The following is a 25,599-nucleotide window of genomic DNA, read 5'->3' as shown; positions in this document are numbered from 1 at the left end:
TTCCGGGTTGTTAGGAGGTTTTCATGCGTTTGGAGCAATTAGCTGTTTTGATTGAGGTGGCAAAATATAAATCTTTGAATTTGGCTTGCGCATCTTTGCATATGACCCAGCAAACATTGAGCGCGTGCATTAAAAATATGGAGCGCGAGCTGAATGTGATTTTGCTGAAACGTACAAGCAAAGGCGTGAGCTTGACAGCGGAAGGAAAAAAAGTTTTCGCCTATGCGGTGAAAATAATTCCGGAATATGAGGAATTATTGGAAAGTATCGCCGCAAAAGACAATAACGGGCGGAGTTTTTACGGTGAATTGCGTATTTATGTGAATTCGCTTTTTTATTTGGCAACATTAACGGAAATCATTAAAAATTTTTGTTACCGGTATCCTGAAATCAAAGTTGTCACGCTGGGTGCTTCGCCCGCTGTCATTCGTGAACGCTTGCTGGAGCCCAAAGAAGAGGGCGTATACCGCGTAGGATTGGTGAATGTGCCCTGTGCGGAAGAAAACGGGGGAGATTCCGGGTTCATGTCTTTTGACGGATTGAATTTCATCCCTTTGGAAAAGGGGAATTATCATGCCTGTGTAAGTGAAAATTCACACTTGGCGAAGCGCCGCGAGCTTTCCCTGCGTTCCATTTTGCGGGAACCGCTTGTCATAGGCGCCGCGGAAGAACTGAATGTGACGCCGCTGCATTTTATGTTAAGCCGATACGGAAAACCCAATATCGTGCTTGCAACCACATCGCTTACGCTTTGGCACAACATTATCGCTTCCAATATGGGCATTGGTTTTTTGCATGATATTTTCTTGGATGGACGGGAGCCTTTCTGCTCCTGTTTGGAGCACATTGTTCCCATCCGTATCAAAGATAAATTTTCTGCGGTAACCGGCTGCTTAATAGTTGGAAAATCCGAAGGAATCATAGAAAAATTTGTAACATTTCTGCCGAAAGGCAAAGTTTGAAGGAAAAATATTATGAACAGGACAATTGCAACTTCCCGCAATTATTATTGGCTGCATACTTTGATATATTTTTTATTGACGTTCGGAATCGGGAAAATTTCTTATTCCGCGCTGCCTCCTATGGGTATGTCCGTCATAGGGATTTTTCTCGGTCTGCTTTATGGCTGGACGTTCATAGGCTTCATTTGGCCCAGCATGTTCAGCATTTTCATGTTGGGGGTCTGCGGTTTCTTTCCGTCCCCTCAGGACGCTTTCGCTCATGCTTTCAGCCAGCAGTTGGTGGTTTTCATGTTGTTGGTATTGGTATTTACGGCTTACTGCGAGCAAAGCGGTCTGAATAAAAAAATGTCTTGTTGGTTTTTGAGCCGGAAAATGCTGGTGGGACATCCGTGGATATTTACGTTCATGGTTTTGCTGGGTTCGTTTGTCGTCAGTTTTTTGGTGGACGGCAATGCGGTTGTCTTTTTGGTTTGGAATCTCATGTACAGCATTTTCGACGAGGTCGGATACAAGAAAGGCGAGCCCTATCCCGCCTTTGTTTTGGCAGGAGCCGCCATTGCCGCTATTTTGTCCTTCGGTTGCAAGCCTTGGGGAAATGTGTGCATTTTGGCTATCGGAGCATTGGAAAGTGCCACGGGCGGGGCATATACGGTTGATTATTTAACCTTTATGGCGGTCACCGTTCCTATCTGCATATTGTTTGTCACCGCATATTTCTTGGTTATGAAATATGTTTTCCGTCCCGATGTGAGCAAGCTGATGAATCTTTCCGACAAATATCTGGCTCGGATGCGCAGTGAATTGAAGCTGTCTTTGCATGAAAAAACCGCCGCTCTCGCTTTGCTTGTTTTTATGCTTTTGATGATTTTGCCGACATTTTTATCCGGTGAAAAAGGGATTGCCGGTTTTTTCGGCAGTTTTAATTTTTTGTCAGCCGTCGCCATTGTTCTTATTGCATTAACGCTCATAAAAGTTGAGGGAAAGCCTTTGCTTGATTTTGATGCTTGTGCCCGTTCCGGCATTCATTGGCATGTGTTTTGGATAACTGCGGCGGCTTTGCCGGTTTCCGCCGCCGTAAGCAGCGAGGGAGCGGGAATTACCCAGTGGCTCGGCATGCTTATGAATGAGTATTTTCAAGATACGAATGTTTTTGTTTTTCTTGTGTTGTTTTCCGTTATTGTTAATTTGGCGACACAGCTTACCCATAATGTGAGTTTGGTGCTTATTGCCGTGCCTGTTGCCGTGCAGGTAAGCAGTTCTTTGGGATTGAACCCGTTGGCCCTGACCGTTTTGGTCGTCATTGCCGCGGCATGCGCGTATGCGACGCCTGCGGCTTCCACGGTGGCGGCAATTCTTTTTTCAAATGTCGATTGGATCGGGGTTAAAAATTCTTTTAAAGCCGGTTTCAGTGCCGTGATTGCGGGGCTTATTGTTTTATTTGTCTGCGGTTTCCCGATTATCGGGGCTGTGTACGGATTTTTCCTCTGAGGAGTTTTTATGAAAATTTTCGATATGCGTTTGCGTCCTCCTTTTAAATCCATTGCGGAGGGAATGTTTCAAAATTCCGGAAGAGAGCTTTTTGAACCTGAAGTTTTTGCCCCCCGTTTCGGAATGCGTATTGCCGAATCCGCAAAACAGCGCTCGATGGAATTATGCATTCAGGAAATGGATGAAGCCGGAATTTGTGCAGGTGCCGTTTTAATCCGCAAATCAACGGCAATGAAAAACGAAGATTTGGAAGAATTGACACGTTCGTATCCGAAGCGTTTTGTCGGTATTGCGGGAATTGACCCGCATGAAGGCAAAGCCGCTTTGGACGAAATCGATACGTTTGTGCATAAAGGCATATGCCGGGGAGTTTTGTTTGAAACCGGATTTTGCCGTCCTCCCCTGTATGCAGACGATAAAATTTTGTCGGTGTTTTATGAAAAATGCGAGGCTGAAAATATTCCTGTTTTCATTTCTTTCGGGGGATTTGTCGCCCCGGATTTGAGTTATACCGACCCTATGATTGTTGAAAGGATTGCCTTGGCTTTTCCAAAATTGAAGCTGATTGTCGCCCATGGCGGCTGGCCGTTTGTTTCCGCCATTTGCCATGTGGCGTTTAATCGCGAACATGTGTATTTGGCTCCTGATTTATACACGATGAACGTACCAGGAAACCGGGAATATCTGGACGCCGCGAATTATTTGATTCCTGAAAAATTCATGTTCGGGACAGCTTATCCGTGTGTTGATATGCGGCAGGCCACCGCGTATTACAAACAGTGGGGGCTTCGTGCCGAAGTCATGCAGGCGGTGATGTTTGATAATGCGGTGCGTGTGTTGAATTTGTCCGATAAGGATATTGCTTTTTCCTAAAGAAGAATGAAAAGGGCTTGTGAGCGTTGATGTAAGTTTTTTTTGACGCGTCAGCACGAAAGACCGCGCCTGCAAAGCGGGCGGAGTGAAAAACCTTTCAAGACAAAACCGTCCTCCTTCGGTATGTTTTGATGTGTTTGTCAGGCAAAACCGAAAGAGGACAGTTTTTATGCAAAATCATATAGCTGCCATATCATATGTAAATTGCCGCTGAAACATGACCTGCTGTAATCGGCATATCAATCGGCATATCAAGGGGAAGTTTACATACTATGGCAGAATAATGAGGCTTTTTTTGTGAAATTGTATGGACTTCGCAAATCAGTTCGGTGTTGCAACGCGCTTGATTCTGCCGCCAAGTTCCTGCAATTTTATTTCCATGCCCTCATAACCGCGGTCGACATGATAAATTCTGTCAACGCGCGTTTCACCGTCCGCGCAAAGCCCCGCAATGACAAGAGCGGCGCCCGCCCGTAAATCGCTTGCCATGACGGGAGCGCCCGTCAGGCTTGGAACGCCGCGCACCATGGCGGAATTGCCCGTGACCCGAATATCCGCCCCCATGCGCACAAGTTCCGGGACATGCATGAAGCGGTTTTCAAAAATGGTTTCCTCGACAATGGCTGACCCTCTGCACAGCGTGAGCATCGCCATGAACTGCGCCTGCATGTCCGTAGGAAATCCCGGATGCGGGACGGTGCGGATGTCCACGGCGTTCAGTTCACCATGAGGTTTCGCCGTTACGGCGTTTTCCTCGAAATCAAGCTTGACATTGCATGCTTCCAATTTGCTGCAAAGGGCTTCCATATCCTTATAAGGGCAATTCTCCACCCGGACTTCCCCGTTGGTCATGGCTGCCGCGATTAAATACGTTCCCGCTTCAATTCTGTCGGGCATGATGCTGTATGGGGTTTCCTGCCTCAGGCTTGTCACGCCTTGAATTTTTATTTGCGTTTGTCCCGCGCCTTCGATTTTCGCCCCGCAGCTCTTTAAAAAATTGGCGAGGTCGACAATTTCTGGTTCGCGTGCGGCATTGTCCAAAATCGTCTCCCCTTCAGCCAAACAGGCCGCCATCATTAAATTTTCCGTTCCGCCGACGGTGACTTTGTCAAATTGAATATGGGCGCCATGCAGTTTTTCACATCTGCCCATAATATAACCGCCGTCAAGCGTGAATTCGGCCCCCATTTTCTCAAGGGCGGATAAATGCAAATCCACAGGTCTCGCCCCGATGGCGCAGCCTCCGGGCAAGGCGACGCTCGCTTTGCCGAGCCTTGCCAAAAGCGGTCCCAAACACAGCACGGAAGCGCGCATTGTTTTTACCAAATCATAGGGAGCTTCCGGAAGAACTTCGTTTTTCAGGCAAACGTGCATGCGGTTATTTTCGAAATTTGTTTCAAAGCCCAGCGTTTCCAAAAGCTTTTGAGTGGTTCGGATGTCTCTTAAATGAGGCACGTTATCGAAAATAACCGTATGGTCAAATAAAATGCTTCCTAAAAGGATGGGCAGTGCGGCGTTTTTCGCTCCGCTTGCTTTTACGGTTCCTTTGAGCGGAACCCCTCCGGAAATTAATAGGCTGTCCATATATACTCCCAAAAAATTGTTTATAAAAAAACTTGACGGACGATGAATTTTAGATTAAAAAAATTGTTCACGGCGGAAGTAGCTCAGTTGGCAGAGCACCTGGTTGTGGCCCAGGTGGCCGAGGGTTCAAGTCCCTTCTTTCGCCCCAGATTTACCCCGAACATTGTTCGGGGTTTTTTGTTTTTCCGCTTTTCCATACTTTCACCCAAAAATTGCTTGTTTTCATTCCGCGGGCAAATCAAGGGAAAGCCCTATGGGGCAATGGTCGGATCCGTAAACGGTATCTTCAATCCAAGCGTCCGAAATGAACGGTTTCAGTTCTTCTGATACGAAGAAATAATCGATGCGCCAGCCGATGTTCCTTTCCCGCGCCCGCGTTTTATAGGACCACCATGTGTACGCCCCGTCCGTATCGCCATGCACGTGGCGAAAAGTGTCCACATAGCCCGAAGCGACCATTTTATCCAAAAACGCGCGTTCTTCTTCCAAAAAGCCGGTATTATGGATATTGTCTTTGGGACGCGCCAAATCTATTTCCTTATGGGCGATGTTGAAATCGCCGCACACGACAATGGGCTTTTCTTTTCTGCACAGTTCCGCATAAGCGAGAAAACTTTCAAAAAAGCCCATTTTATAAGGGACACGTTTAAAAACACCCTTGGAAAGCTCTTCGCCGCCATTTGGAAAATAACCGTTGAAATAATGAAAATGCGGAAATTCCAAATGCACGATACGTCCTTCCCCTTGATAAGCGGGGTCGGGCAATTCTATTTCCACCTTTAAAGGCTGCAGGCGCGTAAAAACGGCGACTCCGGAATATCCTTTCTTCACAAGGGAATTTGCCCAATAGCTCTTTCTTTGCAAAGGAGATTTGTCTTCTGCCGGAATTTGTTCCTCATGGGCTTTTGTTTCCTGAATACCGACAATATCCGCGCTGTTTTCACATTCGAACCATGCCCACTCTTCTTTTTTGCGGACACTGCGAAAACCGTTCACATTCCAAGATTGAAAGCGTATCATTTACAATTCCGTACCTTTTGGCTGCGTTTTCGATTTGTTATCGGAATTTTCGTCCATAAGGCCTTTCATGAAACTTTCAATGCCCTGTTTCATTCCTTGTCCCATTTTTTCGGCGTCTTCATTGAATTTTTCAATATTCCGCTGAAAAGAATCGGAAAAACTTTCTTCTTTCGCATGGGCGATAAGGGCTTCTTTTACGGAATATCCTTTGCTGCTCAAGCTTTTATCGACATTTTCCTGAAATTCCGAAAAATCTTTTCGGGTGATTTTTTTCCTGGCAAAAAGTTTTTGGGCATGGGGCAGAACATTTTCCTTATATGCGGCATAGGGAAGAAGTTCCTTCAGCATATAAATCCCCGCGTATTCGGTATATCCGATGTCTTCAGCCGCTCTTGCGGGTTCAGGCATGCTCTTTTCCGCGCCGGCGTTATTTTTTCCCGCGATAAATGAACCCAGACCCACAAGGATGATAAGTCCGATCATAAATGTGAAAAGCGTGCTTTTTTTCATAACATTTGTCCAATTATTTTGATTTTACCCAATATTCCGGGTGGTTATTGTAATATTCAAGAGCTTTTTCCAAATCTTCCGGGGTATCGACGCCATGCGGAGCTTCCGAAATAAGGCGTACCTGCATGCGGATACCGTGTTCAAGCAAACGGAGCTGCTCCAGTTTTTCGGTTTCTTCCAAAGGACTGGGCGGAAATTCCGCCATCTTTTCAAGCGTGATGCGTCTGAACGCATAAACGCCGACATGCCCCACATAAGGAGCTTTCCGCACATCGTCACGGGCGAAAGGAATGGGGGAGCGGGAAAAATAGAGTGCCTCGCCGTTTTGCGCCAGCGCAATTTTCACTTGGTTGGGTGAAAAAATGCGTTCCCTGTCTTTTTCTTCATCGAGAATTACGCCAAGGGTAGCGCTTTCGCAGCGGGAAGACTGAAAAGGTTCAAGCAGTTTTACAAACATTTCCCGTGTGATGAACGGTTCGTCGCCCTGAATGTTGGCAATGACGGCCTTGGCGTCCAAACCCAGGATATTGACAGCCTCGCGCACCCTGTCCGTTCCGCTTTGATGTTCTTTTCGGGTGTGAATGAAAGGAATCCCGGCTTCTTCCGCCTTTTTTTCAATCCGTTCATCATCGGTCGCAAGCCATACTTCTTCAAAAATATCCGCCTGTTTCGCCCGCATGTACACATGCCAGAAAAGAGGTTTCCCTCCGATTTCAGCCAAAGGCTTGGCGGGGAAACGCGTCGACGCATAGCGTGCTGGTATAATCGCATACGCTTTGTTCATATTCACCTCATATTGATATTGTTATATAGCCTATGAAAAAAAGCAAGCAAAACACGCCTGCGGAAATGAAAAATTTTGAAAAAACATAAATTTTTTCTTGACGCTTTTTTTCTTTCCTTTATTCTCCATAAAAAAAATAAAAGTGAAATGCTATGAGCAAAGACCTTATCATTGTGGAATCACCTGCGAAGGTTAAAACAATAAAAAAATTTCTTGGCAATAATTATCTGGTGCAGGCAAGCGTCGGGCATATCCGTGATTTGCCCTCCCGCGAGCTTGGCGTTGACGAAGAAACGTTCATGCCCAAATACGTCACCATTCAAGGCAAGGAAAAAGTTGTGCAAAGCTTGCAGGATGCCGCGAAGAAAGCCGGCATTGTCTACCTTGCGCCCGACCCGGACCGCGAAGGGGAAGCTATCGCATGGCATATCGCGGAATCGATAAAAAATTGCTCTGACAATATAAAACGTATCCAATTCAACGAAATTACGGCGAAAGCGGTTAAAGACGCCATTGCCCACCCCCGCGAAATCGATCCCAATCTTTTTGAAGCGCAGCAGGCAAGACGTATTTTGGACAGATTGGTCGGCTACAAAATATCCCCTCTTTTATGGAAATCGGTGAAACGGGGCATTTCCGCAGGACGTGTGCAGTCTGTCGCTTTAAGGCTCATCGTTGAACGCGAGGAAGAACGCCTTGCTTTTGTTCCGGAAGAATTTTGGAATTTCAAAGCCCAGCTTGCCGCCGGCGGTATGCCTTTCAAGGCGGAGCTGGCAAAAATCAACGGCAAAAAAGCGCAGATAAAAAATGAAGAGCAGGCCCTTGCCGTTGAAAAAGCTTTGAAATCCGCTTCTTTTGTCGTGGAAAGCGTTGAAGAAAAAGAACGGAGCAAAAGCCCGCAGGCGCCTTTTACCACTTCCACCCTGCAGCAGGCAGCCAACCAGCGTTTGGGCTTTTCCGCCAAAAGGACCATGTCCGCCGCCCAGCGTCTTTATGAGGGCATAGATATTGAAGATAAAGGCACGGTGGCTCTTATCACCTATATGCGTACGGACTCCGTGCGTATCGCCGACGAAGCCAAGAACGCGGCAAAAGAATTTATCGAACAAAAGTACGGCAGGGAATTTTTGGCTGCCGGCGGAAAAGGCCGTGATTTCAAAGGCAAGAAAAGCATACAGGACGCCCACGAAGCCATTCGTCCCGTCGATGTTTCCCTTATGCCCGGAGATGTGAAGTCAGCCCTCACTCCCGACCAATACCGCCTGTACAATCTCATTTGGGCGCGTTTTGTCGCTTCGCAGATGGCGAATGCGAAATTCCACGACACAGCGGTAAGCATTGTGTGCGACAATACGGAAATAACGCCTCAAAGCGATACGGAAAAAGAGTTTTATCCCCTTAAAACACAATGGAAAACAAAGGGAGAACGTCTTTTATTCGCAGGGTTTTTAACCGTCCTTTCTTCCACGGATGAAAAAGTGGATGAATTGCCTGAATTGAATGCGAATGATGTGCTTGGCGTCGAGCAGATCATAAAAGAACAAAAATTCACCCAGCCGAACCCGCGCTACACGGAAGCTTCCCTTGTGCGTGAACTGGAAGAAAAGGGCATTGGCCGTCCCTCCACTTACGCAACCATTATTTCCACAATCCAGGACCGGGAGTATGTGCGTTTGGACGGCAAACATTTTGTGCCGACAGACCTTGGCAATGTTGTTTGCTCCCAGCTTCGTGAAAATTTCCCAACCCTTATGGACGTCGGTTTCACCGCGAAAATGGAGGAAAACCTTGATAAGGTTGCGGACGGCGAACTCGCCTGGGTGAAACTGCTTAAGGATTTTTCGGGCGATTTCAACAGCACCCTCGCCAAGGCGGGCGAACACATGAAAGCTATGAAATCAGGGGTTGAAACCGACATGCCTTGCCCGAAATGCGGAAAAGCGCTGACGATCAAGTTCGGGAAAAGCGGCGAGTTTTTGGCTTGTTCCGGTTATCCCGACTGTAAATTCACCTCCAATTTCATCCGCAACGAGCAGGGCGAAATAGAACTGCAGACCGCTCCGGAGCAGAAAATTGTCGGCACTTGCCCGAAATGCGGCGGAAATACGGTGGAAAAACGTTCCCATGCCGGAGCGAGGTTTATCGCTTGCGCCAATTATCCGAAATGCGATTATACCGCGCCTTATTCCACGGGCGTTACCTGCCCGCAGTGCAAAACCGGTGTTTTGGTTGAAAAAAGCACCAAACGCGGCAAAATTTTCTATTCTTGCAGCACGTACCCGAAATGCGATTATGCCCTTTGGGACATGCCTGTTGCGGAGCCTTGCCCCGTGTGCGATTCTCCTCTTCTTGTGCGCAAGAATACCAAAACAAAAGGCGAACATTACGCCTGCCCCAACAAATCCTGTTCCTATACCCGCATTATCGGGGAAAACAGTGAGGAATCCGAGTCTTTCCCCGTGCAGATTCCGCTGCTGCCGAACCAGCTGCCACAAAAAGCGGTGATAACGGATGAAGAACGCAATACGAAGCCAATCGGGAAAGCGGAAAAAAATATCAAGGCGAAAACAAAAGAGGCAGCGGAAAAGCCGAAAAAAAGCCGTAAAAGCAGCGCTGAAAAAAATACGGCGGAGCATTCTGAAAAAAGCGTTTTCAATAATGCCTTAAAAACGGAAAAAGAAGTCAATCTTTATTCCGACGGTTCTTGCCTCGGCAATCCCGGAAAAGGGGGCTATGGGGCGATTTTGGAATTTAAAGGCAAAAAACAGGAGCTTTCCGGAGGGTTTTCGCTTACCACCAATAACCGCATGGAATTATCGGGCGTCATCGCCGGACTGAATAAATTGAAAGAAGCCTGCACTGTCAATATTTATACGGATTCCCAATATGTGGCTAAAGCCATAAAACAGGGCTGGCTGGAAAATTGGAAAAAAAACGGCTGGAAAAATTCCCAGAAAAAGCCCGTGAAAAATCAGGATTTATGGATGGAACTGGATAAAGCCCTGAGCCGGCACAATGTCACGTTCAACTGGATAAAAGGGCATGCGGGACATCCCGAAAATGAACGCTGTGACGAACTTGCCCGCACAAGTGCGAGTGCGGAAAATCTGACGGAAGACACGGGCTTTGTTCCTGAATAAAACATAACCAACTCAGCATACGGAGGAAAACGCATGGAACAAGATTTACAGTGGGCGCAAACCATGCAAGGCACGCCATGGCAAAAATGGTCAAGCGCGGTCTTGTATTTGGCCAGTATCGCCTTGGGAAATATTTTTGTCATTCTTTTTGGCATAGGCACATTGACACTGGCAGACACCTTTCACCCCGAAACCGTGTATTTTTCCATAACGTTTCCTTTAGGCGCGTTGTGGATAGGGCTTACGTTCAGTTTCCGCGATTTTGTCCAGCGCTATTGGTCCCACCAAAAATGCTGGATTTGGATGATCATTGCAGGTATTATCACCTATTTTTGGAATAAGGACGTCGCGCTTGCGAGCATGCTCGCCTTTATCGGCAGTGAAACCGTTGACTGGACTGTTTTCTATTTTCTCAAACATAAACAATTGAAGACCCGCGTCATTGTCAGCAACTTGATTTCCTGTCCTTTGGATTCGCTTATTTTCGTTCCTATCGCTTTTGGTGTTCCCTGGTATTCCGATGCCGTATGGGGGCAAGCCATCGTGAAATACGTTTGCAGTTTGTTCGCCCTGCCTCTCATCCCCGCCCTTTCTTGGTTTTTAAATAAAAAATAATGAAGGATACGATATGAATACATTCACTTCTTCCAAAGACGATGTCAGCAAGCTTACGTTGCTCGGTTCCGCGAAAACGGAATATAAACTGGACGAACCCTCTATTGCAATTTTGGAAACCTTTCCCAATCTTTTCGACAATGATTATCTGATTGAAATCGAACATCCGGAATTTACTTCCCTTTGCCCCAAAACCGGACAGCCCGATTTTGCCAAAATCCATATTGATTATATTCCCGGCAAGAAATGCGTTGAATCCAAAAGCCTGAAACTTTATTTGGTGGCGTACCGCAATCATAAATCTTTCATGGAAACAATCATCAACACGATTAAGGACGACTTGGTAAAACTTTTGGAACCCAAATATCTGCGGGTGAGGGGAGAATTCAATCCCCGCGGCGGAACGTATTTAAACCCGACAGCGCTTTTTGTCGCTCCTGACATTCCCGCCGGCAACTTGCTTGATACGCTGCAATTACTGGGACGCAAAAATTAATTCTGTCGGATACGGTCAATCCATGCTGAGCCAAGAGCGTTTTTCCGTTCTTGGCTTTTTTATATCGTATCAATATCAATATTGATATTGAGATTAAATCAGTTGGCTAACTTTGCATATTAACTTCTAAAGAAATTTCTCCCGCTAAGAACAGTTTTAACTGCCGTATCGTAATATATAATGACAATGGGTGACAGCCGACTGCTTGCAAAGATTTTTTTATGTTGTCGATACGGGCAGGAGTTTATTTGTTTTTCTTATTATTCGGTAAAAAGCGTACCGGAGGGGGGATAAAAAAGAAGGACTTACGAAAATGCTTCATTTCGTAAGTCCCGAAATCTGGTGGACCATCGGTGACTTGAACACCGAACCAATTGATTAAGAGTCAACTGCTCTGCCAATTGAGCTAATGATCCATATCCGAAATTTTTATATTTTCATATCGGAATAGTCAAGCTTTTTTTTTCATACATCATGCTTTTCAAATATTGGCAATAAAATATTCAGTATTTTTACTCGGTTATGAAAAAGCCTGCGGCGGGATCGCCATGGTTTCTGATAAAAGTATTGCTTGCGCATTCGCAATATTCGTATTTCATGAAAAAATGCTGTCCTTATGATACGGCGAGCGACTGCAAAAGGTTTAAATCAAGTATTTCAATCGTGCGGCTATTGAATTTTCCTATCATTCCGAGTGAGCGTGATTTTCGTATAGCCCGCGCAAGGGTTGCCCTATGCACCCCCAGTATCGCCGCAAGTTCATCCTGGGTCGTTCCGAGGGGAAATGCCATACAGCCATGCTGCAAATGCAATGAAAATAAATACCGGCAAAAACGCGTGAAAAAGCTGCTCACCTGCAAATCCGTCAATAAGGTGTGGTAAATGAGGACAAGACGGGATAAATGGCGGATGAGCACAAGGGCGACTTCCGGATATTCCTGGATTGTTTCTTCATTTAAAATTTCATCAGCCGGCATGTAATACAATATCGTCATCCGTAAAGCTTGAAATTCACCCGATGCGTCCTGTTCGAGCGCGGCAGGCGCAATATTGAAAATTCCCCCTTCTCCGAACCTGATAACCGTTCTTTGCTGTCCTTCCGCATTATTGAAGACGACTTGCATTTCCCCCTGCTCGATATAAAAAATCGAATTTCGCATTTTTCCGTCAAGGGAAAGAATGCTGCCGGCAGGAAGAACGAGGCGTTTGCCTTGTAAAAAAAACTCCTTTATTATTGTGCATGTTCCCGTAATTGCCGGAATGGCGAATTGGGAAAAAAGCGGATTTTCATACATGGCGGTTTTCCTGTTCGTTCAATTTTGTTTTATCGGAAAAAATAATCCCGTACTATCTCGTATTATAAAATCAAGAAAAAAAACGGTCAACAGAAACGAAAAGAGTATTGCACAAAAGGGAGCGTATGCCCCCTTTTGCGGAACCATTAAAGGATGTCGATACATTTCCAGTACGGAATGGCGACAAGAACAAGGAAAACCGCCGTTAAAACAATACGTATCGCAAGTGCCGGCACAATATGCCGCAATGTGACCTTTTCGGTAATGAAGATATATAGGAAGTACACCGCTTCATAAGGGAAAAGATACTGGTCCAAGCCGAAATTGAGAGCGTAAAAAAGAGGCAGCGGATTTACTCCGAGAGCTGTGCCGAGTTCTCCTATGGCGGGAGTGAATGCCGCTGTCGCCGCAAAAGGTGTCAGTAAGAAGTTCACCACAACGCCTGCGACATAAGCGAAAAACACGGACATTGCGGAAGATGCGCCCTGCAGCATTGTCACAAGTTCGCCGACCGCCCATTTGTTTGCTCCGACCGCCCCGCCGACAAAGCCTATGGCCATGCAGCCCGCCACAAAAACAAGAAAAACGATATTCAATTTATTGAAGCTTTCAGCTTTCAGGATGTCGAAACAAGGCAGATAGCAGCATAACGCAAAAATACAGAACAAATACACAGGGTCCACTCCGGTCCAAGGCTGAAGCATGAAGCCGGCGATGATGCAAAGCACTATGCCGAACAGCTTTATCTCTTTGCCGGAAAGGGGCCCCAATTCCGTTCTGCTTTCGTCTATGAAACGTTTCAAACCGTCAGACATCGGCAGTTGTTCTTTTCCTTTGACAAAATAGACACAACCCATGGAAACGGCATAATAGACAATGTTGATCAATGTTCCGTGATAGCAGTAATCCCAAAAATCAACGGATTTGTCTGTTCCTTTCAGCATGATGTCAAACGCCCAAATGAAAGATTCCGAGGAATGGAGAAACATGAACTGAGGAGCCGCAGCTGCAAAAAATGCCGTAAGGATAAGGGCTGAAGACATTTTGGATTTCGGGTCTATGTCAAGCGCTTGAATAATTCCGGAAGCGATGGCGCAAAAGATGACGCAGCGTGCCAAAATGGAAGGAAGAATGACGACGAGCACAAGCCCTGCTATGAAAAATCCGAGCGTCAACCCCGTAAAACTGCCACCTGTGCTTTTCAGGCAGAAAAGCGCAAGCCGTTTGGCAAGGTTGCTTTCTTCCATGGCATCACCGATGATGACGGCGGCGAAAGAAAGCCAAGGCAAAACCGTCGCCCATGGTCCGAAAACGGTTTCGGCATCGGCAACGCCGAAAAGGACATAGGCGAAGGCGAGCATGGCGGCAACGCCCACAGCGGGAAAAATATTGAATGCCCAGGCAAGGATCGCGGCGCTTGTGAACGCCATGTACAAAGGAAATTCGGGAGAGATGTTTTGCGGAGCGAAAAAATAAAGAAGAAGAGGAATAAGCGCTGTCAATCCCCATTTAATATATGGTAATGCAAACATAATAACCTCAAAAAATTAAAGTTAAAAAAATCACAATACAGTGTCTTATAAAAACCCATAAGCCCGTTCGCTTATGGGCAAAACCAAATTTCATCGGTTATTTAATCCGGTCCCGCCATGCGAAACACGGTGTGCCGTTTTCCTGCCATACACGGAGAAATTTATCACGCAAAAGAGGATTGGTGAACGTATAATCGGAACGCAGATGACGCCCGCGGCTTTCTTTGCGTTCACGGGCAGCTATCATGAGCGCCTGTCCCAAGTCCAACAGATTCAGCACTTCCGCGGCACGCATGAGTTCATGCGCATCATTGGCAAAAAGTTCGCCCAGCATTTTTTTTCTTAAATCGCCAAGATACTTTATTCCCGCACTCAACATGGAATCGGAACGCACCCTGTGCGGACCGCAATCCGCATATTCCGTCATGATCTGCTGCAGGGCGAAGTTCGCTTCCTGCCAATTCGCCCCGGTATTCCTGTCATAAAGCGTATTGAACAGTTCCATGCGTTCAAGGCAGCGGGGAGTTTCTTCAATATGTTCACAGACGAATGCGGAATTTTTATATTCGGCTGCGTGCTGTCCCGCTATCCAGCCGTATACGGCTGCCGCCCCGATGTCTCCGCTGATGTTTCCCATCATGTCGCCGGCGGCGAAAAGCCCTTTGATATTGCTTTCGCCATTGATATCGATTTCAATGCCGTTGGTGCAAAGATTGGCTTCGTATTGTCCAAATTCGACGGCATGCCTGCCCGGATCTATGCCTTCCTTGTCCATATAATCGATAAGGGCTGTCAGTCCTTCGCATTTCATCGCCCAGCGCATATGCTCAAGATCTTCTTTGCTTGCTCCGGAGCAGTCCATATAGGCAGGACCCTGTCCGCTCATTTTTAAATCGGTGAACGCGGAGGACCAGACATCGCTGGTAATATCGCCGGTTTCCACATTGGGTTCCGTCACGAACGGACCGACGGGTCTGCCGTCAGGATACCGGTATACCCCGATCCATGTCGCCTTGCCGCAGCGTGCCAGGAAACGCGGTCCTGCGTGGCGGTAAGTTTTTTCCATGTTCACGAGATATGCTCCGCAGCGCCATGCCTGCGCTATTGAATCGCCCGTGCCGGAAGGGCACATATTGGTATTGAACATTTGGCTGGGAGTCGGGTCGGTTGTGAAAAGGCGGCTTACATAGCCAGTTGCGGCAACCACGGCTTTTGCGGCGATAAGGCGGTATTTGGGCGTGTCTTCAGAAATATCAAGCGCCAGCACACCCGTAATCTTTCCGTTTTCAGATAAGATTTCCAAAGCGGGAGAATGGTTTATGATACGCACTCCGCGTTTTTTAGCCTGTTCCGTCAACACTTTCTTTTGATTATGTCCGTCGTATTTCAGAAAAATTTTCGGACGGCCGGGATAAGCGTGGCCTTCAAAATGATAATCGCCCGTGGGTTTCATATTGATTCCCCAATCATTCCACATTGCTACGACTTGGGGGCTTGTTTCCAAAAAACGCATGACAAGGGGCGTGTCGTTGCTTGTCGCGTTTTGGCTGTCCATAAATTCTTCATACACAACACCGATGTCGCCGTGCTTTTCAGGTATCCAGCATAAAAAATGGTCATTGCCGGTCGCTCCCGCGCCGCTTCTCTTCGTATTGGCTTTATCCAGTAAAACAACATCGGCGCCTTTGTCCGCCGCTCCAATGGCGGCCATGAGCCCGGCAATGCCTCCGCCGATGATAAGGACATCGGCCTGTAACTTTTCTTTCACTTCAATCATTGCATGTTCCTTTTTGAATGGTTTTCTTAATTGGAAGCCTTCTTTAATGTTTTGGGCGTAAAGAAGAGGAATCGACATAAAGCAGCATATGCGTAAGCGGCAGACGCAATTCAATGGCTTTTGCTTTGCAGTCAAGCACGCAGGCATTGCAATGCCAGCATTCATAAGGGCGCTGTACTTTTGGCGTTTTGTTCTCCTTAGGTTTATGGGAAAAAACCTGCAGAGGGCAAATATCCGCGCAAACTCCGCAGCCTATGCATTTTTGTTCATCAATTACTGGCGGCATGTTCATCTCCTTTTGTTCGCAAGCGACCGGTTGATTTTCCGGCATTGTTTTCCGCTTGGTAAAATGAATTTCATAAATTCAGTATTTCACAAAGCAATGATTTAAAATATCGCAAATGCGACAACTGAAAAAAATCTTGATTATGCATAATCCGAATAAATCCCCATTGGTTGTTTAAATACTCCGCCGGATACGGTCAGCAAAAAAGCTTGACGAACCACAGTAAAATGGTGTATAAAGCATACAGTTCAGCTGTTTTGAATGATTTTAATGATATTCATTTAGATTGTTTAATTCGGATGGTTAGCTCAGTTGGTAGAGCATCGGTTTTACACACCGAGGGTCGGGAGTTCGAGCCTCTCACCATCCACCAGTCATAATTTTATGAATAATACGCTCTCCGAAATAGGGAGCGTATTATTTTTATGGCGGGAATGGGAGCCTTGCTTTTTTCCAAACGGACGCGTTTTTTTGCCCTATCGGTATATTAATTTAAGGATTATTTTCACAATAAAAACAGATTTTGGCTGTTGGTTCGTATTATTCGGTACTAATTAAACGCTCTGATTTTTATTGGTGTTACGCTTTTTTTTCGTTTTTAAAATTAATTGCTTATGGGATTAGGTGGCGAAGAACGCCCTGATTGCCCATAAGTTTGGAGTTTTTTTTTATCCATTTTCTTATTTCTCTTTTTATTCATAACAGCCTGCTTTGCCAAATTTTCCGTTATGCGGTGTCATCGTCAATAAAAAACTGGCAAATTCATATCATTCCAATTGATTTTTATAAATCTCAACAGCAAAAAAAAATAATGAATAATAAAATTGCGGGAAAAACTGGACATCATCCGAATTTTCGGTATTTAATGGATATTATTTTATATTACGGGAGGAACGGTATGTTTTGGTTTCAGGAAGGTTTGGAACGGCTGCTGCATTTGCTGGGGAATATGGAAATGCCCCTTGGGGCGTATTATACGAATACGCTGCCAACTGCAGGACTTACTCCCGCGCGGGGCAGACATGAGTGTATTATCAATTTTATGCGCAAAAGTCGGACGCAAGAAACTCCTGTTTTTTTTGCGGCGGACACAAACGCCTGCATGGGTGGCTGGACGTATTTGGGATTTTCAAACGAAAACAGGGATAAAATAGCCAGCTTTGTGACCACCGGGCTTCCCGGCAGGGGAGGGGAGCACTATATGCCCGAGCCTGCTTCCATATACCGTTTATTTGAGGAAATGGAGTTTCAAAAAGCTTCTGGCAGCTATTGTGTGGTCAAGCCGCTCTCTCTATTTCAGGGTGAAGAGAAGCCTGAAGTTGTGACATTTTTTGCCAGAGCTGAACGATTAACAGGACTTTGTCACCTTGCCTATTTTGCTCTCAACGATCACAATGCGGTTGCTATGCCCTTTGGAGCTGGCTGCAGCGGGATATTTGCATGGCCGCGGACGTATCAGCGTAAAGGTTTGCGGCGTGCCGTGATTGGCTGCACGGATATTTCCTGCCGTCCTTTCATGAAAACGGACGAATTGAGTTTTACGGTTTCTTCTGACGTGCTGGCGGAGATGATTGATAAAGCCCCTCAATCATTCCTGACAGGCCGTTCTTGGCAGGGAGTTTTAAAAAAGATTAAACAAAGCGATAAAAAATGGGCGTGAGTTTTTAGTTGTTAATTGATCAAATTAACCGGTTTGTTTTTTTTAGTTTTTTTTGTAATGGCGGTATTTCATATACGCCGCATATGAAAATCAGATAAAATTCTGTGCGGCTGGCGGCGGGTGAAATCTGTTTTTGATTATATTATATTGTATTGTATTATATTGATATAATTACAAATAAAAATTATTTTTAAGTTTCTTGCCATGGTTGCGTACATGCAGGGAAATGGTCTTTAACCTATTGCATGTACACATTTTTACTTATTACAGCAAAAACGTTACGCAAACGGATTTCCTTATATCAGAAAACCGCATTTTTCCGTTACAAGAATTTTTTATTACTCAGAACAGTCCCATATAATTTTCATACAATTTTTTTTCTTGGGGAATATTCCCTTCTTATAGCTGTAATACTGTAACTATGAAATAATAGTGTAAAACGTTTTGAGAAAGGGACGGGGAGAGAAGTTTGGTTCTCTTCCTGAAAAATTTTTTAATAATTAACGGAACTGCTCTGGTTTTTCACGATTTTTTAATTTGTGGATTTTTATAACCTATTTCTCTGTTTTTTGTTTTGCGCCATTTCTTATTTGTGTAATAAAATAAGCGATTATCATTCCTAAAATACATGGCATAATCCATATGAAACCGACATCGGCCAAAGGAATTACCTTTAGAAATTCAGAAATTCCCGTAAGACCGAATGTCTGAGCCCCTACTTCAAAAGTAATCGCAATAAGAGTTGTATATGTTGCAACTCTGTAAACCAAAATATTTTTTACTCCGAAAATATTTAAAAGAATAAGGATGATTGTTACGGGATATAAGATACATAAAACAGGGATAGAAAGTTTTATGATAAAATCAACCCCTCCCAGTGCCATTAGACCAGAAAATACACATATAATGACAGCCCACACGTTATATCTGATACGTGTAAGTCTTGAAAACCATGCAGAGGATATGGCAACAAGCCCGACAGCTGTTGTAAAGCATGCAGCGGCAACACAAATACCAAAAAGTATTTTCCCCGCTGATCCAAGGGTTACTTCTGCAAGATAGAGGGCAGAACTTGTTGTTTCAAATGTTCCCGCTCCGCTTATTTTAGAGCCTAAAAACATCAGACTGAAATAAATAAACCCAAGCCCTGCTGCCGCAATAAACGCTGCACCTGTAAGAAAATATCGCTGTTCTTTTTCTTCTGTTATCCCTTTCCCTTCAAGACCTTTAATAATAATTACCCCGAACAAAACAGAAGCAAGGGCATCCATTGTCTGATAACCATTGACAAAACCCTGGGTAAAAACGCCCGTAACGTGTTTATCAACAGCAGTTCCAATGTCACCCGTAATGCCGAAAAATGCTATGGCAGCCAAAATAATAAGAAGAACAGGTGTAATAAATTTCCCTATAATATCAGTCAGTTTTGATTCTTTAATAACAATCAGATAGGTTGCCCCAAAAAATAAAACAGAAGAAATTGCTGACAATAAAAATGGGTCTGTATTCGGAAATAACGGAAGAACCCCCATCTCAAATGTGGTTGAGCCGGTTCTCGGTATGGCAAATAAAGGCCCGATGACAAGGATAAGTGCCGTACAATAAAGCGTGTTAAACCGAGAAGATATTTTTATGGAAAAATTCTCAAGCCGCCCGACTTTTGTAAAAGCCAAAACGCCGAATAACGGAAGTCCCACGCCTGTTAATAAAAATCCTATTCCGGCTAAAAACCAGTCCTTTCCCATGGCAATTCCCAAAGAGGGAGGGAAAATAAGATTGCCCGCTCCAAAGAACATGGCAAATAAAGCAAATCCTAAAACCACCGCTTCTTTTTTCTTGTTCATAAAAATCCCCCTTTTGCAGGACCTGTGCTCTTGCCTAACAATAGGAGGATTCCTCATAATTAGACTTTTTTGCTTCGTTTATACATAATTATCATATGTTATCAGCGCATAAAAATTTAATCCAAGATAATAACCGGTGTCAATGAATATTTTTTTAATATTTATGTTTTCAATAAATAAATTTTTATCTATAATAAGGAATAAAAATTATTTTTAAATTTTTTGGACAGGGTTGTGTACAGGGTAATAATTTATAAGCAGTTACTATAAAAATAATCCATTCATCATAGCTAATAGATAAACTAAAAAAACAATCAAAAATCAAATAAATTCTAAACAAAACTCCTTGTTTTTTCTCTTGCCTTTAGTGCGAAAAACACTTAAACTTTTTAAAGTTAAACTATGAGGTAAATTTCCATGCAAAATGAAGCACAACTTGAAAAAGATTTTATAGAAAGTCTTAAAGAACATGGATATACTTATAGGAACGATATAAAAGACCGTGCAAATCTTGAGCAGAATTTTCGCAGGATTTTTGAAAAGCGCAATTATTGCCATTTGTCTGATTCTGAATTTGCCCGTTTGAAAGAAATGCTGACCATTTCCGATGTTTTTGAAGCGTCCAAGTTTCTGCGTGAGAAAAACACATTCAAGCGTGATGACGATACTCCTTTAGTTTTTGATTTGCTGAACACAAAAGACTGGTGCAAAAATGAATTTGAAATAGTCAGCCAGCTTCGCATAAATACGGAAAATTCTTTTCAGCGCTATGACGTGATTATTTTGATAAACGGCTTGCCTTTGGTGCAGATAGAGCTGAAAAGCATTTTAAGCAGTCCCAAAAAGGCAATGGAGCAAATAGTCCGTTACAAGAACGAACCCGGCAACGGTTATTTTAATTCTCTCTTATGTTTTATGCAGCTTTTTATAGTAAGCAACGGAGGGTCAACCTATTATTTCAGCAATAACCGCAGCAAGCATTTTTCTTTTAATGCCGATGAACTGTTTTTGCCGATTTATCAATATGCCGATGAAAACAATCAAAAAATTTCCAATCTGTTTGATTTTGCAAAAACATTTTTAAAGCGCTGTCAGCTTGCGGAACTGATCGGCAGATATATGGTTTTGGTGGAATGTGAACAAAAAATGCTGATTATGCGTCCGTATCAGATAAATGCCGTAAAAGCCATAATCAAATCCATAGACGAGAACCGCGGCAACGGCTATATCTGGCACACCACAGGCAGCGGAAAAACGCTGACATCTTTTAAAGCGTCCACGATTTTAAAAGAAAACGAAGATATTGAAAAATGTCTTTTTGTGGTAGACAGAAAAGACCTTGATAAACAGACCAGAGATGAGTTTAATAAATTTCAAAAAGGCTGTGTGGAAGAAAACACCAATACAGCCGCTTTGGTAACCCGTCTTCTTTCCGATGATTACAAAGACAAAGTAATTGTAACCACCATACAAAAATTGGGCTTGGCACTCAATGAAAACAGCGTCCGCAACGAGAAACGCAAAACCAAGGGCAAAGAAACTTATGCGGAAATTTTAAAACCTTTGCGTGACAAAAGGGTTGTGATTATTTTTGACGAATGCCACCGTTCCCAATTCGGGGAAAATCATCAGCTTATCAAGGAATTTTTCCCAAAAGCCCAGCTTTTCGGTTTTACGGGTACGCCGATTTTTCCCGACAATGCCGTAGTACGCCAAATTTCGGGCATGCAGGCTTCCTACAAAACAACACAGGACATTTTCCAAAATTGCCTGCATAAATACACTATCACCAATGCAATAGAAGACAGAACCGTTTTGCGTTTCCATGTGGAATATTTTAAATCCGCAGAAACTGCAAACCCCAAAGATAAAAATTATAAACGAAGCATTATCAAAACAATTTTGGAAAAGCACAATGCCCTGACTTTTTCCAAAAAATACAATGCGGTTTTTGCCACAGCGTCCATTAATGACGCCATAGAATATTATGAACTCTTTAAGCAGATACAAAACGAAACAGCACAAAGCAATCCGAGTTTTGTTCCCCTGCATATAGCCTGCGTATTTTCCCCTCCTGCCGAGGGCAACAAAGACACCATGCAAATACAGGAAGATTTGCTCCAAGAACAGGAAGACAACAAAGTAGACCCTGAAGGCAAAAAATCCGCCCTGAAAAAGATTATGGCAGATTATAATGCCTGCTACGGCACAGCTCACGTCATAGAAGAATTTGACGCCTATTATCAGGATATACAGCAGCGCATAAAAAATCAGCAATATCCGAGCAGTGAATATAAAGAGAAAAAAATAGACATAACCATTGTGGTGGATATGCTTTTGACGGGCTTTGATTCCAAATTTTTAAATACGCTGTATGTGGATAAGAACTTGAAATATCACGGACTGATACAGGCATTTTCCCGTACGAACAGGATTTTGAACGATACAAAACCCTATGGCAATATTGTGGATTTCAGACAGCAGGGCGAAGAAGTGGATAAAGCCATTAAACTGTTTTCAGGCGAAGACAATGCCGACAATGCAAAAGAAATCTGGCTTGTTGACCCTGCACCCAAGGTGATAGAACAGCTGCACGAAAAAGTAACGGCATTGAAAAACTTCATGCAAAATCAAGGCTTGGACTTTAAACCCGAAGACGTGGACAATTTAAAAGGTGATATTGCCCGCTGTGGTTTTATCAATGCATTTAAGGAAGTACAGCGTTTAAAAACCCGTTTGGACCAATATACGGACTTGGAGCAGGAAGAAAAAGAAGAAATCGAAAATCTTCTGCCCGAAGCGTTGCACGTTTCTTTCCGCAGCAAATATTTGGAAACAGCCCAAAAACTGCGGGAAAAACAGTATAAGGAAGATTCTCCGGAAAAAGAAAGTGCAGAACAGACGGATTTTGAATTTGTGCTGTTTTCTTCCGCAATCATTGATTATGATTATATCATGAAACTTATTGCGGACTTTACCCAGCCTGATAAGAAAGTGGTCATGTCCAGAAAAGAACTGCTTAATTTGCTTTTCTCCACTTCCAATTTCATGGACGAAAAAGAAGATATAAGAGATTATATTCTGTCTTTAAAAGAAAATACCCCGCTTACGGAAGAAGAAATCAAGCAGGGTTATTTGCTTTTTAAAGAAAATAAAATCAAAAATGCCATTCTTGCTTTGGCAGAGGAATTTAATCTTGCTCTTGAGGCCTTGCAGGCTTTTGTGGATGAAACTGTCAAAAGGGATATTTTTGACGCGGAAAAACTGACAGAGCTTTTTGCTCCCTTGGAGCTTGGCTGGCGTGAACGGGCAAAAAAAGAAATAGCCTTAATGGACAATTTAACGCCCCTTTTGTATAAGCTCAATGACGGTAAAGAGATTTCAGGATTGGGAGCCTATGAAAACAAGTAATATAGTTCCGAAACTGCGTTTTCCCGAGTTCTCAGGTGAATGGGAAATTAAGGAATTAGGAGAAATTGCGGTTGAAATAACTAAAAGAGCAAAAGATAAAAAATACTTATTATTAAGTGTTACAGCAGGACAAGGGTTAATTCCTCAAGTTGAAAAATTTGGAAAAGAAATAGCAGGAAATTCATACAAGAATTATTTTGTTATTAATAAATTTGATTTTGCTTATAATAAAAGTTCAACCAAGCAATATCCGCAAGGTTATATAGCAATGCTGAAAGATTATGATGAAGCGGCATTGCCTAATAGTATTTTTGTTTGTTTTTCAATAGATAAAGATTATTTTGTTCCGCAATTTTTAGACCAGCTTTTCCAAATTAACTATCATGGGAAATGGTTAAAAAAATTTATTGAGGTTGGAGCAAGGGCTCACGGTGCTTTAAGTTTTGACACAAGGCATTTATTTGAGCTGCCTTTAGCATTGCCAAATTATGCGGAACAACAAAAAATAGCGGATTGTCTTGCGTCCCTTGATGAACTGCTTGACCTTGAAGAAAAAAAACTGTCAGCACTCCAAAAATATAAAAAAGGACTATTGCAAAAACTTTTCCCCCAAGGAGAAAGCCGCGTTCCCGAATGGCGTTTTCCCGAGTTCCAAAACAGAGGAGAATGGGAAGAAAAAATGATTAAAGATGTTCTTTGTTATGAGCAACCAACAAATTATATTGTAGAAGAGATGCATTCACAAGGGATAGGAACTCCTGTTTTAACTGCCAACAAAAGTTTTATCTTAGGATATACTAATGAAAAAAATAATATTTATAATAACGTGCCAGTAATTATTTTTGATGATTTTACTACCGATAAAAAATATGTAATTTTTTCATTTAAGGTAAAATCTTCAGCAATAAAAATTTTGAAATCTATTGGAAATAATAATTTAAAATTTATTTTTGAATTATTGCAGTTAAAAAATTTTTCAGCAGATGAGCATAAAAGATATTATATTTCAGTTTATCAATTTTTGAAGATTTTAATTCCAAATTTACAAGAACAACAAAAAATAGCGGATTTTCTTTCCGGTGTTGATGAACTGATTGAAAAACAACGACAAAAAATAGAACAGCTTAAACAGCATAAAAAAGGCTTACTGCAAGGCTTATTTCCAAATATAAACGGGGTGGGAGATGTCAACTAATACATCAGTTCAAGAGTTTAATTCTTTGTCTGAAATAGCACAGCATTATCGGGATATTTTGGAAAAGAAAAAATATATTATTTGTTTTGCCCATAACGGAACAGGTAAAACTCGTTTGTCTATGGAATTTAAAAACATAGGAAAACAATTAAATCAAAATCAACCTGAAGAATTACAAAGGGATACCTTATATTTTAATGCTTTTACTGAAGATTTGTTCGTTTGGGATAATGATTTAGAAAATGATAATCAAAGAGTTTTACGCTTAAATAGCCAATCAAAGTTTTTTAATGGTCTTCACGAGCTCCCAATGGAGGAGAAAATACAGTTTTTTTTAAGAGAACTTGCTGACTTTGATTTTAAAATTGATTATAATAATTCACAAGTTTCTTTTTATAGAGAATTTTCGGAAACTATGATAGAAGAAAATATTAAAATTTCTCGTGGAGAAGAAAATATTTTTAAATGGTGCTTCTTTTTAGCAATAGTTCAGCTTGCTCTTGATGGAGAGCAAGCCTATAGATGGGTGAAATATATTTATATTGATGACCCGATTTCTTCTCTTGATGAACATAATTCAATAAATGTTGCGTATCAGATTAATAAAATTATGACGCACCAAGAACGTATACGTTTTATAATTTCAACACATCACTCTTTATTTTTTAATGTTATCAGCCATTTTTTTAAAAAATCAAATGAAGTTGCTAAACTGTATTTACATTATAAAAAAAGTAAAAAGATATTTAAAATCGTTAATATTGAAGGAACACCTTTTTTTCATCACATAGCTTTGTTAGCAGGATTAGATTCAGCAATTCGAGAAGATAAATTATATACATATCACTTTAATACGTTACGGACATTATTGGAAAAAACCGCCAGTTTTCACGGTTACACTGAATTTGGGGATTGTATTATTGTTGATGAAGACAGTGAAAGAGATAAAGAACGTAAAAAAGTTATATATAGTCGGTTATTGCATTCTATGTCACATGGGGGACATTCTTTGTTTGAGCCTGTTGAAATGGTAGATGATAATAAGCAGAACTTTAAAGAATTATTCTATGATTTTTTAAAAAATTATAAATTTAATAAAAATACAGTGAGAAAATTAGGATAACACT

19 protein-coding genes, 3 tRNA genes and 1 pseudogene are annotated in these 25,599 nt (G+C 42.8%); 13 read left to right on the top strand and 10 right to left on the bottom strand.

The genetic code is table 11. From position 1 onward, the window contains the following. Positions 1-23 precede the first annotated feature (23 nt). Genes JBF11_RS06970 through JBF11_RS06960 form a run of 3 tightly spaced genes read left to right on the top strand, consistent with a single transcriptional unit; the run spans position 24 to position 3,323 of the window. Complete coding sequence (locus JBF11_RS06970) at positions 24-962, top strand: LysR family transcriptional regulator (RefSeq protein ID WP_334314763.1); 939 nt, start codon at positions 24-26, stop codon at positions 960-962. Positions 963-974: 12 nt separating this feature from the next. After that, positions 975-2,450 carry an SLC13 family permease gene (locus JBF11_RS06965; RefSeq protein ID WP_334314762.1) on the top strand — a complete coding sequence of 492 codons (1,476 nt, stop codon included), beginning with the start codon at positions 975-977 and terminating at the stop codon, positions 2,448-2,450. Positions 2,451-2,459: 9 nt separating this feature from the next. Further along, entirely contained in the window at positions 2,460-3,323 is an 864-nt protein-coding gene (locus tag JBF11_RS06960) for an amidohydrolase family protein (protein ID WP_334314761.1), read from the top strand. A 321-nt stretch (positions 3,324-3,644) separates the two neighbouring features. Here the strand turns inward: JBF11_RS06960 and murA are convergent, their stop codons facing one another. Beyond that, entirely contained in the window at positions 3,645-4,907 is a 1,263-nt protein-coding gene (gene murA / locus JBF11_RS06955; RefSeq protein ID WP_334314760.1) for a UDP-N-acetylglucosamine 1-carboxyvinyltransferase, read from the bottom strand. 72 nt (positions 4,908-4,979) lie between these two features. On the opposite strand from murA, the gene JBF11_RS06950 reads away from it, so the two are divergent. Continuing rightward, positions 4,980-5,055: transfer RNA gene (locus tag JBF11_RS06950), tRNA-His, on the top strand. A gap of 74 nt (positions 5,056-5,129) precedes the next feature. On the opposite strand, the gene JBF11_RS06945 is transcribed toward JBF11_RS06950, so the two are convergent. The 3 genes from JBF11_RS06945 to kdsB are packed head-to-tail and all read right to left on the bottom strand — an operon-like array spanning position 5,130 to position 7,221. Further along, positions 5,130-5,927: an exodeoxyribonuclease III gene (locus tag JBF11_RS06945; protein WP_334314759.1), complete on the bottom strand. Its 798-nt coding sequence runs from the start codon at positions 5,925-5,927 to the stop codon at positions 5,130-5,132. Then, entirely contained in the window at positions 5,928-6,437 is a 510-nt protein-coding gene (locus JBF11_RS06940) for a hypothetical protein (RefSeq protein ID WP_334314758.1), read from the bottom strand. A 13-nt stretch (positions 6,438-6,450) separates the two neighbouring features. After that, complete coding sequence (kdsB, locus tag JBF11_RS06935) at positions 6,451-7,221, bottom strand: 3-deoxy-manno-octulosonate cytidylyltransferase (protein ID WP_334314757.1); 771 nt, start codon at positions 7,219-7,221, stop codon at positions 6,451-6,453. Positions 7,222-7,373: 152 nt separating this feature from the next. On the opposite strand from kdsB, the pseudogene topA reads away from it, so the two are divergent. The 4 genes and pseudogenes from topA to queF all read left to right on the top strand — a co-directional run. Next, positions 7,374-9,668: pseudogene (gene topA / locus JBF11_RS06930) on the top strand (type I DNA topoisomerase); the annotation flags it as partial. A 12-nt stretch (positions 9,669-9,680) separates the two neighbouring features. Continuing rightward, a complete protein-coding gene (gene rnhA, locus JBF11_RS06925) occupies positions 9,681-10,361 on the top strand; it encodes a ribonuclease HI (protein ID WP_334316327.1) in 681 nt (226 codons plus the stop codon). Between the two features lie 33 nt (positions 10,362-10,394). Continuing rightward, on the top strand, positions 10,395-10,976 hold the full coding sequence (locus tag JBF11_RS06920; RefSeq protein ID WP_334314756.1) for a VUT family protein: 582 nt from the start codon (positions 10,395-10,397) through the stop codon (positions 10,974-10,976). A 13-nt stretch (positions 10,977-10,989) separates the two neighbouring features. Beyond that, complete coding sequence (queF, locus tag JBF11_RS06915) at positions 10,990-11,472, top strand: preQ(1) synthase (RefSeq protein WP_334314755.1); 483 nt, start codon at positions 10,990-10,992, stop codon at positions 11,470-11,472. Positions 11,473-11,812: 340 nt separating this feature from the next. On the opposite strand, the gene JBF11_RS06910 is transcribed toward queF, so the two are convergent. From JBF11_RS06910 to JBF11_RS06890, 5 genes are all read right to left on the bottom strand, one after another. Then, positions 11,813-11,888, bottom strand: a tRNA-Lys gene (locus JBF11_RS06910). A gap of 198 nt (positions 11,889-12,086) precedes the next feature. Then, entirely contained in the window at positions 12,087-12,767 is a 681-nt protein-coding gene (locus JBF11_RS06905) for a Crp/Fnr family transcriptional regulator (RefSeq protein ID WP_334314754.1), read from the bottom strand. A 146-nt stretch (positions 12,768-12,913) separates the two neighbouring features. Next, a complete protein-coding gene (locus JBF11_RS06900; protein WP_334314753.1) occupies positions 12,914-14,299 on the bottom strand; it encodes an SLC13 family permease in 1,386 nt (461 codons plus the stop codon). A 97-nt stretch (positions 14,300-14,396) separates the two neighbouring features. Next, positions 14,397-16,076, bottom strand: coding sequence for an FAD-dependent oxidoreductase (locus JBF11_RS06895; protein WP_334314752.1), 1,680 nt, complete (start codon positions 16,074-16,076; stop codon positions 14,397-14,399). A gap of 43 nt (positions 16,077-16,119) precedes the next feature. Next, positions 16,120-16,362, bottom strand: a complete 243-nt coding sequence (locus tag JBF11_RS06890; RefSeq protein WP_334314751.1) for a 4Fe-4S dicluster domain-containing protein — start codon at positions 16,360-16,362, stop codon at positions 16,120-16,122. Positions 16,363-16,659: 297 nt separating this feature from the next. Between JBF11_RS06890 and JBF11_RS06885 the strand changes: the two genes are divergently transcribed. After that, positions 16,660-16,735: transfer RNA gene (locus JBF11_RS06885), tRNA-Val, on the top strand. 525 nt (positions 16,736-17,260) lie between these two features. Next, positions 17,261-18,022: a DUF169 domain-containing protein gene (locus tag JBF11_RS06880; protein ID WP_334314750.1), complete on the top strand. Its 762-nt coding sequence runs from the start codon at positions 17,261-17,263 to the stop codon at positions 18,020-18,022. 554 nt (positions 18,023-18,576) lie between these two features. On the opposite strand, the gene brnQ is transcribed toward JBF11_RS06880, so the two are convergent. Further along, complete coding sequence (brnQ, locus tag JBF11_RS06875; protein ID WP_334314749.1) at positions 18,577-19,866, bottom strand: branched-chain amino acid transport system II carrier protein; 1,290 nt, start codon at positions 19,864-19,866, stop codon at positions 18,577-18,579. Between the two features lie 417 nt (positions 19,867-20,283). On the opposite strand from brnQ, the gene JBF11_RS06870 reads away from it, so the two are divergent. Genes JBF11_RS06870 through JBF11_RS06860 form a run of 3 tightly spaced genes read left to right on the top strand, consistent with a single transcriptional unit; the run spans position 20,284 to position 25,595 of the window. After that, positions 20,284-23,277: a type I restriction endonuclease subunit R gene (locus tag JBF11_RS06870; protein WP_334314748.1), complete on the top strand. Its 2,994-nt coding sequence runs from the start codon at positions 20,284-20,286 to the stop codon at positions 23,275-23,277. Next, entirely contained in the window at positions 23,264-24,472 is a 1,209-nt protein-coding gene (locus tag JBF11_RS06865; RefSeq protein WP_334314747.1) for a restriction endonuclease subunit S, read from the top strand. Before JBF11_RS06870 ends, JBF11_RS06865 begins: the two co-directional genes overlap by 14 nt. Beyond that, complete coding sequence (locus JBF11_RS06860) at positions 24,462-25,595, top strand: AAA family ATPase (protein ID WP_334314746.1); 1,134 nt, start codon at positions 24,462-24,464, stop codon at positions 25,593-25,595. The genes JBF11_RS06865 and JBF11_RS06860 overlap by 11 nt, the downstream gene beginning before the upstream one ends. Positions 25,596-25,599: the final 4 nt, after the last annotated feature.

The organism is Taurinivorans muris, assembly GCF_025232395.1.
Lineage (GTDB): Bacteria > Desulfobacterota > Desulfovibrionia > Desulfovibrionales > Desulfovibrionaceae > Taurinivorans > Taurinivorans muris.
Note: the sequence above shows the minus strand (reverse complement) of the source record. Positions and strands in the feature narration are given on the sequence as shown.